Source organism: Planococcus sp. RAB007_Raresut, assembly GCF_057369535.1.
Map to the genome: position 1 here is coordinate 294,690 of NZ_JBXYIF010000004.1, position 15,939 is coordinate 310,628.

A 15,939-nucleotide genomic window follows, 5' to 3' on the forward strand; every position below is an offset into this window, starting at 1 on the left:
AGGAGCGTTATGGAATGAGTGAATTGCAAGAACTACTGGCTGATAATCTCGTTTTCAACCATATCCCTTTTCCCATAATAATTATGAACGAAAACGGCCAAACCGTTTGGTGCAGCCGCCATGCAGAAAGAGTTTTTCAAATAGAATCGGATTCAGCCAAAGGGCAGATCAACCCTTATATGAATCCCGATAAAGCTGCTCTATATAAGTGTTCATGGGAAAAGATTATAAACAGTAAAGATCCGATTCGCCTTGAAGACGTTGAAGTCGAACTGGGAAATGGGACACTGACATATACTACCGTTGTGACGAAAGTTTTTAAATCCGGAAAAGAAAAGTTTATACTTACTATTTTTGAAATGGATGAAGCTCAGCAAGCCGACTCCCCTGCAAGAGAACTTGAAAGCTTGCGAAGCGGCTTGGATGAATCATTTATGATGCTTTATTTTGATGAAGAATTCCTGATCACCTACGCTAATCCTTATTTCTTAAAGTTAAGTAAATGGACGCCCAAGCGGATTCTTGGAAAGCCTATTTGGCAAATGTTCGGAGATACGGAAGAAGATCATCAGATAATCGAAGAATTGATGGAAACCTTGAAAAAAGGTGACGTCTGGAACGGCGAAGCCAAAAAAGTAAAGAAAGACGGGGACTTCTACTGGGTGGATTTAACAGCCATTCCAATGATACTTACCGGTGCTGAAACTTACTACATATTCTTGGAGAAAGATATTACAGAAGCTAAGGAAACACAGCGTCATCTGGAACAAATCGCATTTATCGATTCGGTTACCGGTTTAGAGAATCGCCACCGCCTCGAGCAGGTGGTAAATGAATTTATCGAAGAGCGCAAACACTTTTCTTTTGTATTTTTTGACATCGACCATTTCTATACATTGCGCGACGTTTCCAATAGCGATACAGAAAAAGAATTATTGATTGAATTCACTAAAAGGCTCCGGATGTATTTTTCGGATTCCTTGATCACACGAACAGGGCTGCATGAGTTTGCATTAGTAACCCCTTTAAGCCATTGGTTCATTGAAGGGTTCCTCGCTTATTTGCAGCAGCATCCGATATACATTCAGGGAACCGCCATTCCATTGACAGTCAGCGGTGCTGTTACCCGTTACCCTGAGGATCAACAGACTTTCGTACATCTTATGAAGGCTTCAAACGCCACAATCAAGAAAATCAAAGAGCGCGGCGGCAGTGCCATTTCAGCTCTGACAGCCGATGACCATGAGCGATTGAACCGTAAAGCCCTTATCGAGCGCCGCCTCATCCACGCGCTCGACAAGAAAAATCTGGAGGTTCTATACCAGCCGCAGATCAATCTGAAAACCGGTGATGTCGAAGGTGTTGAAGCACTGGTCCGCTGGCAGGATACGGAAGCCGGGATTGTATCTCCCGATGAACTGATTCCGATTGCCGAGGAAAATGGCATGATACATGAAATCGGTAAATTCGTTATTGAAACTGTCTGCAAGCAGCTGAAAGACTGGAGCTCCCGTGATATTCCGATGAACGTCAGCATCAATTCTTCCATCCGCGAATTCCGCGATAAGGATATGGCCCGTTTGTTCATGGAGCATTTGACCATCAATGGCTGTGATGCCAACCGGCTGACTGTTGAAATCACAGAGAAGTTTGCTTTGGAAGCTGAAGCCGAACACTCGATTGTCCGCCAAATGAAACAATTGCACCAAAAAGGAATTTCATTCTCATTAGATGATTTCGGTACCGGCTATGCTTCATTCCGCTACATGCTGCTGCTGCCAATTTCCAGTCTGAAAATCGATAAAGATATTATCCAATCGATTACACAGCAGGAAAAAATGCAAAAGCTTATAAACGGAATGATCCAATTCGGCAAATCACTCGATTTACAGGTGGTCGCTGAGGGTGTTGAAACCAAAGAACAGCTTGAATTGCTGAGAGTAATGGATTGCGACAGCATACAAGGTTACATCACCGGTCATCCAATGACAGCAAATGAATTGGAGACCTGGTTAAAGAATTCTTAAGCAAATAAAAAAACGGTATGCCGCGGAATTTAATTCCGAGTCATACCGATTTTCTTTTGCATTCTTTTAGCCTGATAGTTGAAAACCATTTGCATCAGAACTTCCGCAAACACCAGCCCCATCGCAATTGCCCCTGAAATCATAAGAGCATCCGCAGCGAATGAGATGGCTTCCAGATAATTATTTTCCACTATGCTTCGCATCGAATTATAAGCCCGGCTTCCCGGAACCAAAGGAATGATTCCCGCGATACTGAAAACGATCATGGGCATTTTAAACTTTTTGGCCAGGATATGAGCGACCAACGCCACTGCAAATGCGCCTGCAAAAGTCGCCTGAACCGAATCATCAAAAACGAGGTAATACATCCGGTAGATCAGCCAGCCGCTCATGCCGACCAATCCACAACTGACGAGTGTCCTGCGCGGAGTATTGAAAACCACGCCGAATGCGCCTGCAGCCAGAAAACTCAAAAAGGCTTCAAGTGGCCAGTTCATCCAATTCCCCCTTTAAAATGAAAGTACGAGTGCAATTCCAGCACCGATGGCAAAAGCGGTGAGAAAAGCTTCCGCACCTTTGGACAGTCCTGACACAAAATGTCCTGCCATCAGATCCCTTACTGCGTTGGTTATTAACAAGCCCGGTACCAGCGGCATAACGGATCCGATAATTATTGTATCCAAATCCTGCCCGAGACCCGCGTATATCACCAGCGATGCCAGCAAACCGATTGCCAGGGCACCGACAAACTCCGCAAAAAATTTGACTCTTGTCTGTATCAAAATCATTTCCACTATATAGAAGGCCGTGCCTCCGATTATGAAAGCGAAAGGCAAATCTTCCCAGCCGCCGCCAAGCAGAATCAGGAAGCAGCCACTGGCTACAGCAGCAGCCAAGACCTGTATCTGTAACGGAAACATATAATCCGTTTGATCAATAATCAGCATTTCATCATATGCTTGTTGAAGCGTCAGTTCCCCGGATACCAGTCTCCTGGAAACCGCGTTCACCAAAGCCACCCTCTCCAAATCCGTCCGTCTGCTGTTGATGCGGACAAATCTGGTGGCCAGCTCATTGCTCGGAGAGAACATGATGCCTGTAGGCGTCACAAAACAATGGGAATCCATCATTTTCTGTGAAACCGCCATGCGGATCATCGTATCTTCGATTCGATACGTCTCAGCTCCGCTTTCCATCATGATTTTTCCCGCCAAAAGGAAACAATCAAGTGCCAATTCCCTTCTGGTTTCACCTGCCTGATTCACAAGAGTCCCCCCTTTCTCTCTACACTTGCCCTAATGATACAGTACCTGGGCAAAAAATAAAACGCTCCGCCTATGCGGAGCGTTCTAAGTCCACTTATATTCATTCGCTTAAGGCTTAAGTACGACTTTTGTACACTCATCTGTATGATCGTTGAAGATCTGGTAGGCGTCACTGGCCTGCTCCATAGGCATCACATGGGAAATGATTTCACGCGGATCGAGTTCTCCGCTGTTGATCATTTCGAAAATCCTCGGCATCAGGTGGACTACCGGCGCCTGCCCCATCTTCATCGTTACATTTCGTTCGAATATATTGCCAAGAGGGAACATATTATAAGTCATACCATATACTCCAGTCAGTTGAATGGTACCAAACTTGCTGACAGCGTCTTTTGCAATATCAATCGCGCTTAAAGTACCGCCTTGCAGCTTAAGTTTCTGCTGCGCAGCTTCCATTGGGGATTTCTTGCCATCCATACCAACACAATCGATGACGACGCGCGCTCCACCTTGTGTAAGGTCATGTATGAACGCACCTGTATTATCATGCTGGCTGAAGTCGACGATCTCAACATTGTTTATTCTCTTAGCCTTTTCCATACGGTATGGCAATTCATCAACTGCAATGACGCGTGAAGCACCTTTCATCCAGGCAAATTTCTGCGCCATCAATCCTACTGGCCCACAACCTAGAACGACGACAGTATCGCCTGGTTTAACGCCCGAGTTTTCTACACTCCAGTAGGCAGTCGGAAGAACATCAGACAGGAATAGCACCGATTCATCTTCGAGCTCAGATGATTCCGGAATGACAAACGGCATGAAGTTAGCATAAGGCACACGCAGATACTCTGCCTGGCCGCCAGGATAATTGCCGTAGCGTTCTGTGAATCCGATGTATCCGCCAGTGTCGAAGTGAGGATTGCTGTTCGAGTTGTCACATTGGCTCTCCATTTCATGATTGCAATAGAAACATTGCCCGCAGCTCACGTTAAAAGGAATGACGACACGGTCCCCTTTTTTCACTTTAGTGACTTCGGAACCGACTTCTTCCACAATCCCCATCGGCTCGTGGCCGATTACGTAATCTTTATGTGTCGGCAAAGCTCCTTGATAAATATGCAAGTCGGATCCGCAAATCGCTGTGGAAGTGACTTTAATGATGATATCGTCCTTTTTCTGGATTTCCGGATCTTTGACCTTTTTCACTTGAATATCTTTTGCTCCTTGAAAAGTTACACCCTTCATCTACTATCCCTCCAGTGAATTTTCAGAATACTATTCTTCTTCCCTTTTCTGGCAATAAAAAAACGTGCCAGTGAAAATTTCCTGGCACGTTTCTCCGTTATTCAATATTCAATGGTGTCCTTTATCTCAAAAGTATTCAGATCGTAGCTTTTTATTTCGCTGTTGGCGATTGTAAATAATGTATCCTCAATATAAATGATGCGCTGAATGCTGCTGTGCCAGTCCTCATATTGGGCTGAACTTTCCTTCACGAGGTTTGCTGTCTGTTCGATGCCATCCGGTGTAATGGTATAGACCATCGCCCCTTCTCCCTCAAACTCGATGTAATCACCGTTGGTTTCGCTGTAAAGAGAAATCGGGAAACCAAAGAGACTCTTTTCCTGATGGGTGAACAATGCTTTATGGTCGTATTGCAGGGCGGAACTCGTTCCTTGCCCGCCAATCACTTCTGTGTCTTTTTCAACCGGATTATTGAAATCACTGACATCGAATAAAGAGATTTTCATACCGCCCGTGACCACACGCGCTTCCCCTTCTTTCGAGGATTCCACTTTTGTATCGGAACCAAAACCGATAAGATGGTCTTCATTTAATGGATGCAAATAATTGGAGAAACCGGGTATTTTCAATTCTCCCAACACCTGCGGCGAAGAAGGCACTGCTACATCAATGACAAACAAAGGATCTGTTTCCTTGAATGTCACCATATAAGCTTTATCTCCCATAAAGCGGGCTGAATAGATTCTCTCGCCTTTCGCCAGGTCTTCTACTGACCCCACCTGCTCCATACCGCCATCCAGGATGAAAAGATGGTTTTTGGAAGGGGACGCTTCATCCCACGCTACCCCTTCAGTAGTTACAATCCTGAAGAAGCCGTTGTATTCGTCCATTGAAAATTGATTCAGCAAAGAGCCTTTCACTTCACTGGACGCAAGAAAAGTGATATTTGTTTTATCCAAAGCGAACTTAAAGATTTCAGTGTTCGCCAATTGTGGAATCCAAATGTCCATGGACATATTGTCGTCCGTTTCCTCTTCATCCATCGGCACATAGGCCGAAGCGGTCAGATAGAGGTTTTCCTTTGTCATATAGAGCTGCTCACTGCCGCCGAGGAAGCCTTCCGCCGTCACTTCATTTTCTTCCGGCTCAGACAGGTCTATTGCTGAAACAATACTGTAACTGCCTTCCATTGTGCCCGGCAGAATGGAAATCCGGTCATATGGCAAAGCGGAAAACTTCTTGCCGTTTTTCGAATCGAAGATCATCGGGCGAAGTTCGACGTTATCCTCATCCTCCATCATCCAAATATCCGGATAGTTATTGGTGACGTAGTAGAGGATACCATCAGTCAGTCTTGCTCCGTTCAAATTGCCTTCTGTTCCGACTTTTCGAAGAAACTCCGGTGAAGCCGGGTCGCTGATGTCATAGAGGAAAACGCTCGTCATCGATATATGCGGAGCTATTTCCGCGCTTACTTTCCCTTCCGTCGGCGCTGCGCTGTATTGGCTGCCCATTACCACTAAAATGTCGTCTGACAGGAATAATTGCTGCGGATACATTTCCGGTTCCAGCAATAATTCTGCTCCTTCTGTCAAATCATCGGGATTGCGAGCATCCGTTATCAGCACTCTAGAATCGCTGATGGAATAAATATATGAGCCATCCGTTTTTACGAGATCCGCTTCATCGACCCCTTCCACCTGGTTATTGGTCGAAGAGTGATTTCCACTTTCGCCTGATCCAGCTGAATCACTGGCAGCGGATTCTTCAGTTGCCATCCCTGAACCTTCACCGAAAGCTCCATAACGCTCATTATTCTTCTGCAATTCGAGCAATTGTTTGAAGTATGCCTTTAACTCTTCTTCACTCGACAATGCGGTTATTTCTTCCTGAACCGAGAATTCCACTTGATTGGTTGCCAGGCTTTTCAGGAATTTCCCTTTAATCGCGGACTTTTTAACGTGCAGAATATATTGCCCTGTTGAAATTTCCGGTATTTCAAGCGTTTTGCCATTTTCCTGCAATTCCATTTCCACGTCGACAGGCTCTTCTTCTGCATCCGTCAAATAGATATGCCCTTTTTCAATTGCATCAGAATGGAGTGGGGAAGAAAAATTGGCTCTCCACCCTTGTTCTGCCAATGCAATGGATGAGGCGCTTATCGACACTTTATCAATCATAAAAGCGAATCCGATTCCTATAGCCGCTATAAGTGCAGCCGCAACGAGCCATAAACTTCTTTTCTTCATGTATCATCCACATCCTTTCTGCCTGCTTTTACTCATTAGACAGATATATTACAGAAAAGTTACAGAATTTATGTAATTTCCTTGATTATATTCCGAAAGGCAGCGGAATAGGCGTCCAACCCGGCATTCTGCTTGATGCCCCCCTGTGCAAGACCTTCAGTTCCGCCCACGTTACCGCCTGCATCTTCTAGAATCTTGCCGAGCACATATTTCATATCTCCTTGCGCATCTTTTCCTTTTGCGCAAACAAAGCGCTCATTTCCTTCTTCAGAAATGAAGAAAAGCAGATAAAGAGATGGGTGAATTTCTGCCGTCAGTTTCGCCAATTGATGAACCTCCTTGAACGGTCGTCCACTGAAATCCCTGATTAACAAGTTCCCATCAGGTTTCATGTTTTCCGCTTCAAGCTTCGTGTACTCAAGCGAAATATTCCTCAATTGTTTTTCCTTGGCTTTCCTGTCGTCCAAAATAGCTTCAGCCGCTTCAGCAAGTTCAGCTGCAGGTGCATTCAAACTTTTTGTCAATCGATCAGTGACTGATTGCAGTACATTAAAATGCGCCATCGCGCGTTTGCCGCATAAAAAGTAAACGCGTGTGCCGCCTTTCGCTTTTTCAGTGCGGATGATTTTAAGTAAACCCAGTTCAGCGGTGTTCCGTAAATGTGTACCTCCGCAGGCATTGATATCAATATCCGCTATTTTCACCAACCGGATATCTCCCTCGACTGCCGGTTTTTTACGCAGCTTCATATCTGATGCTTGCTCCTGTGTAACCCATTCCGTCTCTACCGGCAGTTGGCTGTAAATCAATGAATTCACTTTCTGCTCAATAGTTTTTATTTGTTCTGTGCTTATTTTCGGTACATCCAGGTCAATTGAAACTCTTTCCGTTCCTAGATGGAAGCTTTTCGTTGCCATGCCCAGTTCATCTTCGAATACGGCGCTCAGCAAATGCTGGCCTGTATGCTGCTGCATATGGTCGAAGCGGCGTTCCCAGTCGATTGCAATTCCATATTCGCCCACTTCCAGTTTAGCGGCGGTATAATGACGGATTTCCCCATCGACTGCCTGGACATCCGTGACTTCAGTTTGTCCGATCACTCCTGTATCTGCCGGCTGGCCCCCGCCCTCCGGATAGAAACAGCTGCGGTCAAGCACTGCATAATTCCCTTTATCATCTAATCCATTATCTATTACATTTACCGTTATCGTCTTTACAGCCGCATCCTGATAATAAATCTTTTCCGTCATCCCATCAGCCTCCTATACTATTTTCGTCAGTATCATTCTGTATTGTTTATTGGTAAGCTACCAGTGAAAATATATTTAATAAGAGCAGTTTTAAGGAGGATTTACCGTGCCGAAATTCAAGCGTTCAGTTTTATTGTATAACGGACTAGCAGGGGCGTCCACGGCAGACTCGGTCATCGCTATGACTGTACCTGCTTTGGCGGCAGTTTCCGAAAAATTGGAACTTGTCCAGACGAACAGCCCTGAAGAATTGACAGCTGCGTGCAGAACATTGGCTGTTGACGCTGACGCGCTTTTTGTCGCCGGAGGAGACGGCACTATCCATGATGCTGTGCAGGCTTTGTCCGATGTGCCCTCGCCTCCTCCCCTCGGCATAATTCCGAGTGGCACATGCAACGATTTCGCACGGACACTCGATATTCCGATGGACTTGACCCTGGCTGCGGAAGAACTGGCTGACGGGATGATAAAAGGAATTGATGCTGCCAGTATAAACGGCCATTCTTTCTTGAACTTCGCAGGCATCGGAATCATCACAGATGCTTCAACTAATATTGATGTCCAATTCAAAGAACGGTATGGCAAATTGAGTTATTTCATGAGCGGGCTTCAGTCAATGCGGCAAACCGAACCATTTCCCATCCATTTGACCGTTGACGGTGTTGAACACGAAGAAAATGGTGTACTTGCACTTATCATGAACGGAAAATCCATTGGAACCCACTCTTTTCCGATGGATTCAATTGATCCTTCCGATGGGCTTCTGGATATTTTCATCGTTCAAACTTCATCCATTGCGGCTATCTTGGAATGGTTTTCATTATCAAAACCTGATGTGCCCATTGAAGAATTAGCCCATATCCGCCATTATCAAGGCAAACGTGTGAGCATCGCGACAGATGAGCCGATGGACATCGACACGGATGGGGAAATTTATTTGAAAACTCCCGCGGACATTGAAGTCCTTCCTCAAAAGCTGAAAATGTTTGTACCAAAACCCTTGGAAAGCATTGAATGACCGAATAAAAAAAGGCCGCAAAGAAGAATTTTCTTCTCTTTGCGGTCTTTTTCATATAACTTCAAAACCATTTCCTATTCCTCAAATGGCCATTTTGGAAGCATTTTATTTAAATTTTTATCTTCTCTCATACCCAATACATATTCCGCCTGCATAATTGTATGAATCTCACGGGTGCCTTCATAAATTACGGGCGCTTTCGAGTTTCGCAAAAAACGGGCTACGGGGTATTCATCAGAATAGCCATAAGCACCGTGTATTTGGACTGCGTCATCAGCTGCCTTATTGGCGAAATCACAAGCCTGCCATTTCGCGAGAGATGTCTCTCTGGTGTTCCTGATTCCCTGGTTTTTCATCTCCCCTGCGCGGTATACCAATAAGCGGCTCATCTGATAGCCCGCCTCCATGCGCGCAATCATTTGCTGCACCAGCTGATGTTCACCGATCAATTTTCCAAAAGTCGAGCGGGTGCGGCAGTAATTCACACTTTCTTCGATGCACGCGCTGATCAAACCACATGCTCCGGCCGCTACTGTAAATCGCCCGTTATCCAGGGAGGCCATTGCTATCTTAAAACCTTCCCCTTCTTCCCCCAATCTATTGCCCACTGGTATACGAAGGTCTTCAAAAAATATCTCTCCTGTATTCCCTGCACGAATTCCGTGCTTACCCTTGATTGCTTTGGATGAAAATCCTTCACGGTCACGCTCTACGATAAACGCGCTGATGCCCTGATGTTTTTTAACTTTATCCGTATAGGCGAAAACGATAAAATGATCAGCCGAATCACATAACGATATCCACGTTTTTTGGCCGTTCAAAATATACTCTTCACCATCGCGGACCGCTGTACTGGAAAGTGCGGCTACATCTGAACCAGCTCCAGGCTCTGTCAATCCGAAAGCACCGATTTTCTCACCTTTCGCCTGCGGCAATAAAAATTTCTGCTTCTGTTCTTCCGTCCCCCATTGAAGAATCGTCATCGAATTCAATCCGGTATGGACTGACACAGCTGTCCGAAACGTCGTGTCCCCTCTTTCCAATTCTTCACAGACAATCGCAAGCGAATTATAATCCATCCCGCTGCCGCCATATTTTTCAGGAATACAAACTCCCATCAGTCCGAGCTCGGCAAGCCGCTTCCAAATTACCGGATCAAAGCCGCCTTTACTGTCCCATTCCCCTATATGAGGAAGGATTTCATTATCCACAAATTGCCTGACCGTCTTTCTTAACAGTGATTGTTCCTCTGAAAAACTGAAGTCCATTTCAAAACCTCCCGACGCCTTATTTCTTATTGCTGAAATGCTGTCCGCTGCACCGTCTCTTTGATTTCAACTCCGCGCTTCGCCATTTCCTTGATGTATTCATCCCCTGGCACAATAAGTTCCGGGGGATATGAACCCCGCTTATCGATCAAGCCTGTGCCAATCATCTGTGCAACTGCGGAAATCGTATAGGCAGTCGCCCGGGCCATTGCAGTCACTCCTGACTTGCGATCTTTTTTTGTTACCATATTGTAAGTGTAAGTTAAATCCTCGTTATCTTTTGAACCCGATACCGTTATTCTAAGGACGACCGCATCTTCTTTATCCCCCAGTTCTGTTATCGGGGTTAATACTTCCCGAAGAATGTCACGAATTTTAACTTGTTGTCCGTCTATCGTGACCGTTTTCTCACGATCTGTGAAACCAAGATCAACAAGCAATTGGAATTTTTCCGCATGCCCTTTATAACGAAGCGTTTTATATTCAAGATTTTCAATATCACTGAATGTATCCGTCATTGTAGATGTGCCGCCGGAAGTATGGAAAGCTTCCAGTTCGCCGAATTCTTCAAATTCAACATGCTCAACTTCAGAGAGTGAAGGAACTTCCAACAGCTTCCCTTCCCGCAGAACATGTGATGGATCTGTGTAATGATCAAAAACACCTTCCAGGGAAAAAACGTGATTGTATTGAAGCGGAGGTTCCGGATGGACAGGAATACCGCCGACCAATATTTTGATATCGCTGACACGGTCAAGCTTGCCTGCACCATAGCCGGTGATGATATTGATCATTCCCGGAGCCACGCCAAGATCCGGAATGAGTGTCACTCCTTTTTCAAGAGCCTTTTCATGGAGATTCAATACGGCATCTGTAGCGCCTCCAATGTGGCCGCCGAGATCAACAGCATGTACGCCGCATTCAAGCGCAATTTCCGCTGCTTTGACATTAAAAGTGTAAAACAGAGCATTGATTGCAACATCCGCTTTGGATATAACCGATTTCAACGATTCATCATCATTTGCATCCAGATGGAGTACTTCCAGTTTGTCAGTGTTCAATGTTTGCCTAAAGGCTTCTGCTTTAACGGTGTCGACATCCGCCAGATAAACTTTTTCCACGTTTTCATTTTGGATCAGATCGCCTGCAGCCTGTTTGCCCATGAGTCCCGCACCTAATACCGCCACTTTCATCTTAAATTATCCCCTTTCCAATTTATATTTCGTTGTCTATTTGCGCCCGCTGCAATTTTCCGCTGAAATCTACATAAACAGATTTCCATTCCGTAAAGACATCGAGTGCTGCAACGCCTGAATCCCGGTGGCCATTGCCAGTCCCTTTTGTTCCACCGAATGGCAAATGGATTTCCGCTCCGCTCGTCCCCGCATTAATATAGACGATTCCCGTATCCAAATCCCGTTGTGCTTTAAATGCCCGATTCACGTCTTGTGTATAAATCGAACTGGAAAGTCCATAAATGACTCCGTTATTCACTTCGATTGCCGCTTCAAAAGAGTCTACTTCAATAACAGAAATGACAGGACCGAAGATTTCTTCCTGAGCTATGCGCATGGAGGCTGTAACATCCGTAAACAATGTCGGTGCGTAATAGTTTCCTTTATCGTAATGACTGCCTGTAAGGATTTCCCCCCCAGCAAGGAGCACAGCGCCTTCCTGTTTTCCCACTTCAATATAGGAATGGATTTTTTCTAGTGCTTTTTTATTGATGACCGGTCCGACTTTAATGCTTTCATCCGTACCATCGCCAATCGTCAGGCTTTCCATTTTTTTCAGAAGCCTGTTCTGGAGCTCTTCTTTCACTTCCTTATGGACAATAACCCGGCTGCAAGCAGTGCAGCGCTGGCCTGCAGTTCCAAAAGCACTCCATAATATCCCTTCAACTGCCAAATCCAAATCCGCGTCTTCCATGACAATCACCGCATTCTTGCCGCCCATTTCCAATGAAACTTTTTTAAGATTCCGGCCACCGAGTTCGGCCACTTTCCTGCCCGTATCCGTAGAGCCCGTAAACGAAATGACTCTTATATCGGGATGCTCGATCATGGCGGTGCCGACTTCCGATCCTGTCCCGAAAACGATATTTGCGACACCTGCCGGAAGACCGGCTTCAGCAAATATCTTGCTCATCTCATAAGCCATCATCGGTGTCTCTGTTGCCGGTTTCCATAAGAAAGTGTTGCCGGCCACAATAGCGGGGAAAGATTTCCACGTGGCGATTGCCACCGGAAAGTTCCATGGAGTTATCAATCCGACAACCCCAATTGGCGAACGGATACTCATTGCAAATTTATCCGCCAGCTCGGAAGGCGTCGTTTCTCCAAATAGCCTGCGCCCCTCACCTGCCATGTAAAAAGCCATATCAATCCCTTCTTGTACTTCCCCTCGCCCTTCTTCAATCACTTTGCCCATTTCTTTTGTCAGAACTTGCGCCAGATGCTCTTTTCTTTCCTTCATAATTCGTCCGATTTCATATAAATACGACGCCCGTTTTGGCGCCGGTACTTTCGCCCATGTTTTTTGAGCCGCTTTGGCTGCCTTTGCCGCTTTATCGACATCTGAGGCAGTTGACAGCTGAACTTGAGCCAATTCTTTACCGGTTGCCGGATTTAATACGGCAGTAAACTGAAGATTTTTAGCATCCTGCCATTTGCCGTCCACATAATTAGTCAACTTCATTTTCATTCCTCCTCCATAAATGGTCCACATTAAAGAAAGCGCTTACAAAACCATTATTTCACATTTAACTGCAAAATCACAGATGGATTGAAAAATTTCATGAATTTTCTAATTTTTATTATCAGTTTCATTCTCTTTCAGTAAATCGGGTTAATTTCCATGCATAAAGTATCATTTTCTTAAGCAATCCAGAAAAGGTATTGACACTTACGGAACGTCATAGTCTAATCAAATGGAAGAGGTGATTAATTATGTACAAAGTACAGGAAGTAGCTACAATAGCCGGAGTTAGTGTCCGCACTCTCCATCATTACGACAGCATCGGTTTGATGAAACCATCGAATATTGGATCCAACCGATACCGTTACTATAATGACGATGATTTGAAACTGCTCCAGCACATCTTGTTTTTCAAAGAATTAGGATTTTCACTGAAAAAAATTCAGGAACTGGTAGCTGAAGGTTTCGATGCCACTTTTGCCTTGACCCAACACGCGGAGTTATTGCGCCAGAAAAAACAGCGAATCGAAAAATTGATAGAAAACGCTGAGCTTACTCAGCTGGAATATGCCGGAGTGCAGGAATTGACCAATGAACAGCGGTTTTCCGCCTTCAGTATCAAGAAAACAGACGATAATATCAAGTTATATCTTGATTCACCTGCTCAAGCCGAAACTGTTGAAGTTGAAACAGCAGAAATCGAAACAGTAGAAGAAGATTTTTCCGGACAGGATGAAATTCTGGAAGATGTTAATTTCACTGAACCTGAGCCAACGAAGGAAAATGCAACGGAAGAGTCAGAGACTGCAGTTGCCACAGCAACTGAAAAACCGGAAAAAGAAGAAGAGGATCTCGAAGAAATCAACCGGGAAGGCGATCGGATTTACAATGCTGTCTCCAACTTGATGCATCTGCCTCCGGAAGCGCCTGAAGTCCAAGTCGAAATGCAGGCTTATTATACGCTGCTGGACCGTTTCTACAACTGTTCGCCAAAAATGTTCCGCGGTCTTGCTGATCTATATGCCAACGACAGCCGTTTCGCCAAGAATATCGATCGGCATGGAGCTGGCTTATCCAAATACCTGCGTGAAGCAATGTACATATTTGCTGAAGGTTTGGCTGATGCTTGAGTTGATTGGAACTTGTGTGAATTGCGGGAAAGAAGTATATTGCCGCGACGGATTTCTCGACGGAGTTTACATCGAAGGCAGACTTTTCTGTTTCAATTGCGCTGAAAAAAAAATAATCTGAAATATAAAAGTACCGGGCATCACTGTGCCCGGTACTTTTATATTTATCGAACATCCTCTTCTGTCATGTTCCCCGCAGTTTCTTTTCGGCTATATTCGAGTATCATTTCGATGGTCTGTATATAGCACAATTCCGTCATTATCGAGAATATCGTGAAATTCATCGATTTCCGTTTGGCTTAAATCCAGTTTAGTTAACTCATCCCGCACCGCGTCTTTCCCGGTGAAGACTGATTTGAATTTATCTGTAATGGTTTCTGTTTCGTGAGTGTGAACTCCTTGCTGCTTTTCAACAGAGTTAAGAATATCCGCATTATTCGCCAAAACATGAATATCATTTTTGTTATATCCCCACGACTTCATTTCTTCCACTTTTCCTTCAAGTTCCCTTTCCGTATAAACAACTTCAAATTCACGGTTTGTTGATTTCAAACTAATCAACCTCCTGTTTATCGTCTTGCTTATATTTACCCGAACAACCAAAAAGATAAAACATGCCTCATACTATGATTCCATAAAGAAAAACACCTCCATATAGTCGTGATTACTACACACGGCTTTGGGGGTGCTTTTCCATATCTCTTTTTATTGGGTCATTCTTGAGAGCTCTTTTGTTTTTCTGCTATTAAACTTCAGATGTTTCTTTCAAAGCGTCCAGTCTTGCCTGTACTTCCGGTCCTGTCAAACCGTGTTCGAATGCATAACGGTTGCGCGGATGTTCGCGGCATTCGTCACTGCATGAACGCATATACTTATGCTCGTTTTCTTCAGAACTAAGAATTTTTTTATTGCATTCCGGATTTGCGCAGTTCACATAGCGTTCACATGGTTCACCTGTGAAATGGTCTTTTCCGACTACTGTATGTTCCACTTGGTTGACAGGCACTGCGATGCGCTCATCAAAGACGTACATCTGCCCGTCCCAAAGCTGCCCTTTCACTTCAGGGTCTTTGCCGTAAGTAGCGATTCCGCCATGAAGCTGCGCCACATCTTCAAAGCCTTCTCTTTTCAGCCATCCGGAGAATTTTTCACAACGGATTCCGCCTGTGCAATACGTCAAAATTTTCTTGCCTTCAAACATTTCTTTATTTTCTTTTACCCATTCCGGCAAATCGCGGAAGTTTTCAATATCCGGACGGATAGCGCCGCGGAAATGGCCAAGATCATATTCGTAATCATTGCGGGCATCAAGAACGATTGTGTCCTGATCCTGCATGCGTTTATAGAATTCAGCAGGCTCCAGGTAAGTGCCAGTCAATTCATTGGGATTGATGTCATCTTCCAGACCCAAGTGAACGATTTCTTTTTTCGCGCGAACGTGCATCTTTTTGAATGCATGGCCGTCAGCTTCGTCGATTTTAAAGACGATATCTGAAAAACGCTCATCTTTTTTCATCATATCCATATATGCTTCCGTTTGTTCGATTGTTCCGGAGCATGTGCCGTTGATGCCTTCTTCAGACACCAGGATACGTCCTTTTAATCCAAGTTCCTTACATGCCGCCAAATGCTCAGCCGCAAAAACTTCAGGATCTTCGATCGGTGTATATAGGTAATAAAGTAAAACATTGTGCGTATGATTTTGCATGAATCATACCCCCTATTCTTCTATTTGCTTCATCAGTCGTCGAGACTTCAAAACCTCAACCATTTTACAATAAAACTGG

At 44.7% G+C, this 15,939-nt stretch carries 13 protein-coding genes; 3 read left to right on the plus strand and 10 right to left on the minus strand.

Annotation, left to right across the window (positions count from 1 at the left end):
- The first annotated feature begins 14 nt into the window (after nucleotides 1-14).
- On the plus strand, nucleotides 15-2,027 hold the full coding sequence (locus AC2Q9J_RS10190; protein ID WP_499039552.1) for a sensor domain-containing protein: 2,013 nt from the start codon (nucleotides 15-17) through the stop codon (nucleotides 2,025-2,027).
- Nucleotides 2,028-2,056: 29 nt separating this feature from the next.
- Here AC2Q9J_RS10190 and AC2Q9J_RS10195 read toward each other — a convergent pair whose 3' ends face one another.
- The 5 genes from AC2Q9J_RS10195 to AC2Q9J_RS10215 all read right to left on the minus strand — a co-directional run bounded on the left by AC2Q9J_RS10195 (nucleotide 2,057) and on the right by AC2Q9J_RS10215 (nucleotide 8,039).
- Nucleotides 2,057-2,524, minus strand: a complete 468-nt coding sequence (locus tag AC2Q9J_RS10195; protein ID WP_499039554.1) for a threonine/serine exporter family protein — start codon at nucleotides 2,522-2,524, stop codon at nucleotides 2,057-2,059.
- 12 nt (nucleotides 2,525-2,536) lie between these two features.
- On the minus strand, nucleotides 2,537-3,292 hold the full coding sequence (locus tag AC2Q9J_RS10200; RefSeq protein ID WP_499039556.1) for a threonine/serine exporter family protein: 756 nt from the start codon (nucleotides 3,290-3,292) through the stop codon (nucleotides 2,537-2,539).
- Between the two features lie 108 nt (nucleotides 3,293-3,400).
- Nucleotides 3,401-4,540, minus strand: coding sequence for a zinc-dependent alcohol dehydrogenase (locus tag AC2Q9J_RS10205; protein ID WP_499039558.1), 1,140 nt, complete (start codon nucleotides 4,538-4,540; stop codon nucleotides 3,401-3,403).
- A 101-nt stretch (nucleotides 4,541-4,641) separates the two neighbouring features.
- On the minus strand, nucleotides 4,642-6,789 hold the full coding sequence (locus AC2Q9J_RS10210; RefSeq protein WP_499039560.1) for a beta-propeller domain-containing protein: 2,148 nt from the start codon (nucleotides 6,787-6,789) through the stop codon (nucleotides 4,642-4,644).
- A gap of 68 nt (nucleotides 6,790-6,857) precedes the next feature.
- Nucleotides 6,858-8,039, minus strand: a complete 1,182-nt coding sequence (locus AC2Q9J_RS10215) for an alanyl-tRNA editing protein (RefSeq protein WP_499039562.1) — start codon at nucleotides 8,037-8,039, stop codon at nucleotides 6,858-6,860.
- 106 nt (nucleotides 8,040-8,145) lie between these two features.
- Between AC2Q9J_RS10215 and AC2Q9J_RS10220 the strand changes: the two genes are divergently transcribed.
- Nucleotides 8,146-9,057, plus strand: coding sequence for a diacylglycerol/lipid kinase family protein (locus AC2Q9J_RS10220; protein ID WP_499039564.1), 912 nt, complete (start codon nucleotides 8,146-8,148; stop codon nucleotides 9,055-9,057).
- Nucleotides 9,058-9,131: 74 nt separating this feature from the next.
- Here AC2Q9J_RS10220 and AC2Q9J_RS10225 read toward each other — a convergent pair whose 3' ends face one another.
- The 3 genes from AC2Q9J_RS10225 to AC2Q9J_RS10235 are packed head-to-tail and all read right to left on the minus strand — an operon-like array spanning nucleotide 9,132 to nucleotide 13,022.
- Complete coding sequence (locus tag AC2Q9J_RS10225; protein ID WP_499039566.1) at nucleotides 9,132-10,325, minus strand: acyl-CoA dehydrogenase family protein; 1,194 nt, start codon at nucleotides 10,323-10,325, stop codon at nucleotides 9,132-9,134.
- A gap of 26 nt (nucleotides 10,326-10,351) precedes the next feature.
- Complete coding sequence (locus AC2Q9J_RS10230) at nucleotides 10,352-11,518, minus strand: saccharopine dehydrogenase family protein (RefSeq protein WP_499039568.1); 1,167 nt, start codon at nucleotides 11,516-11,518, stop codon at nucleotides 10,352-10,354.
- Between the two features lie 22 nt (nucleotides 11,519-11,540).
- Nucleotides 11,541-13,022 carry an aldehyde dehydrogenase family protein gene (locus tag AC2Q9J_RS10235; RefSeq protein ID WP_499039570.1) on the minus strand — a complete coding sequence of 494 codons (1,482 nt, stop codon included), beginning with the start codon at nucleotides 13,020-13,022 and terminating at the stop codon, nucleotides 11,541-11,543.
- 251 nt (nucleotides 13,023-13,273) lie between these two features.
- On the opposite strand from AC2Q9J_RS10235, the gene AC2Q9J_RS10240 reads away from it, so the two are divergent.
- Nucleotides 13,274-14,152, plus strand: coding sequence for a MerR family transcriptional regulator (locus AC2Q9J_RS10240; RefSeq protein WP_499039572.1), 879 nt, complete (start codon nucleotides 13,274-13,276; stop codon nucleotides 14,150-14,152).
- 210 nt (nucleotides 14,153-14,362) lie between these two features.
- Here AC2Q9J_RS10240 and AC2Q9J_RS10245 read toward each other — a convergent pair whose 3' ends face one another.
- Nucleotides 14,363-14,704: a general stress protein gene (locus AC2Q9J_RS10245; RefSeq protein WP_499039574.1), complete on the minus strand. Its 342-nt coding sequence runs from the start codon at nucleotides 14,702-14,704 to the stop codon at nucleotides 14,363-14,365.
- Nucleotides 14,705-14,897: 193 nt separating this feature from the next.
- Nucleotides 14,898-15,860, minus strand: a complete 963-nt coding sequence (gene trhO / locus AC2Q9J_RS10250) for an oxygen-dependent tRNA uridine(34) hydroxylase TrhO (RefSeq protein WP_499039576.1) — start codon at nucleotides 15,858-15,860, stop codon at nucleotides 14,898-14,900.
- Nucleotides 15,861-15,939: the final 79 nt, after the last annotated feature.

Bases quoted from the DNA above. Each gene is read 5' to 3' on its own strand.
- AC2Q9J_RS10190 (WP_499039552.1), top strand. From the start codon at position 15: ATGAGTGAATTGCAAGAACTACTGGCTGATAATCTCGTTTTCAACCAT.
- AC2Q9J_RS10195 (WP_499039554.1), bottom strand. From the start codon at position 2,524: ATGAACTGGCCACTTGAAGCCTTTTTGAGTTTTCTGGCTGCAGGCGCA.
- AC2Q9J_RS10205 (WP_499039558.1), bottom strand. From the start codon at position 4,540: ATGAAGGGTGTAACTTTTCAAGGAGCAAAAGATATTCAAGTGAAAAAG.
- AC2Q9J_RS10210 (WP_499039560.1), bottom strand. From the start codon at position 6,789: ATGAAGAAAAGAAGTTTATGGCTCGTTGCGGCTGCACTTATAGCGGCT.
- AC2Q9J_RS10215 (WP_499039562.1), bottom strand. From the start codon at position 8,039: ATGACGGAAAAGATTTATTATCAGGATGCGGCTGTAAAGACGATAACG.
- AC2Q9J_RS10225 (WP_499039566.1), bottom strand. From the start codon at position 10,325: ATGGACTTCAGTTTTTCAGAGGAACAATCACTGTTAAGAAAGACGGTC.
- AC2Q9J_RS10230 (WP_499039568.1), bottom strand. From the start codon at position 11,518: ATGAAAGTGGCGGTATTAGGTGCGGGACTCATGGGCAAACAGGCTGCA.
- AC2Q9J_RS10235 (WP_499039570.1), bottom strand. From the start codon at position 13,022: ATGAAGTTGACTAATTATGTGGACGGCAAATGGCAGGATGCTAAAAAT.
- AC2Q9J_RS10240 (WP_499039572.1), top strand. From the start codon at position 13,274: ATGTACAAAGTACAGGAAGTAGCTACAATAGCCGGAGTTAGTGTCCGC.
- trhO (WP_499039576.1), bottom strand. From the start codon at position 15,860: ATGCAAAATCATACGCACAATGTTTTACTTTATTACCTATATACACCG.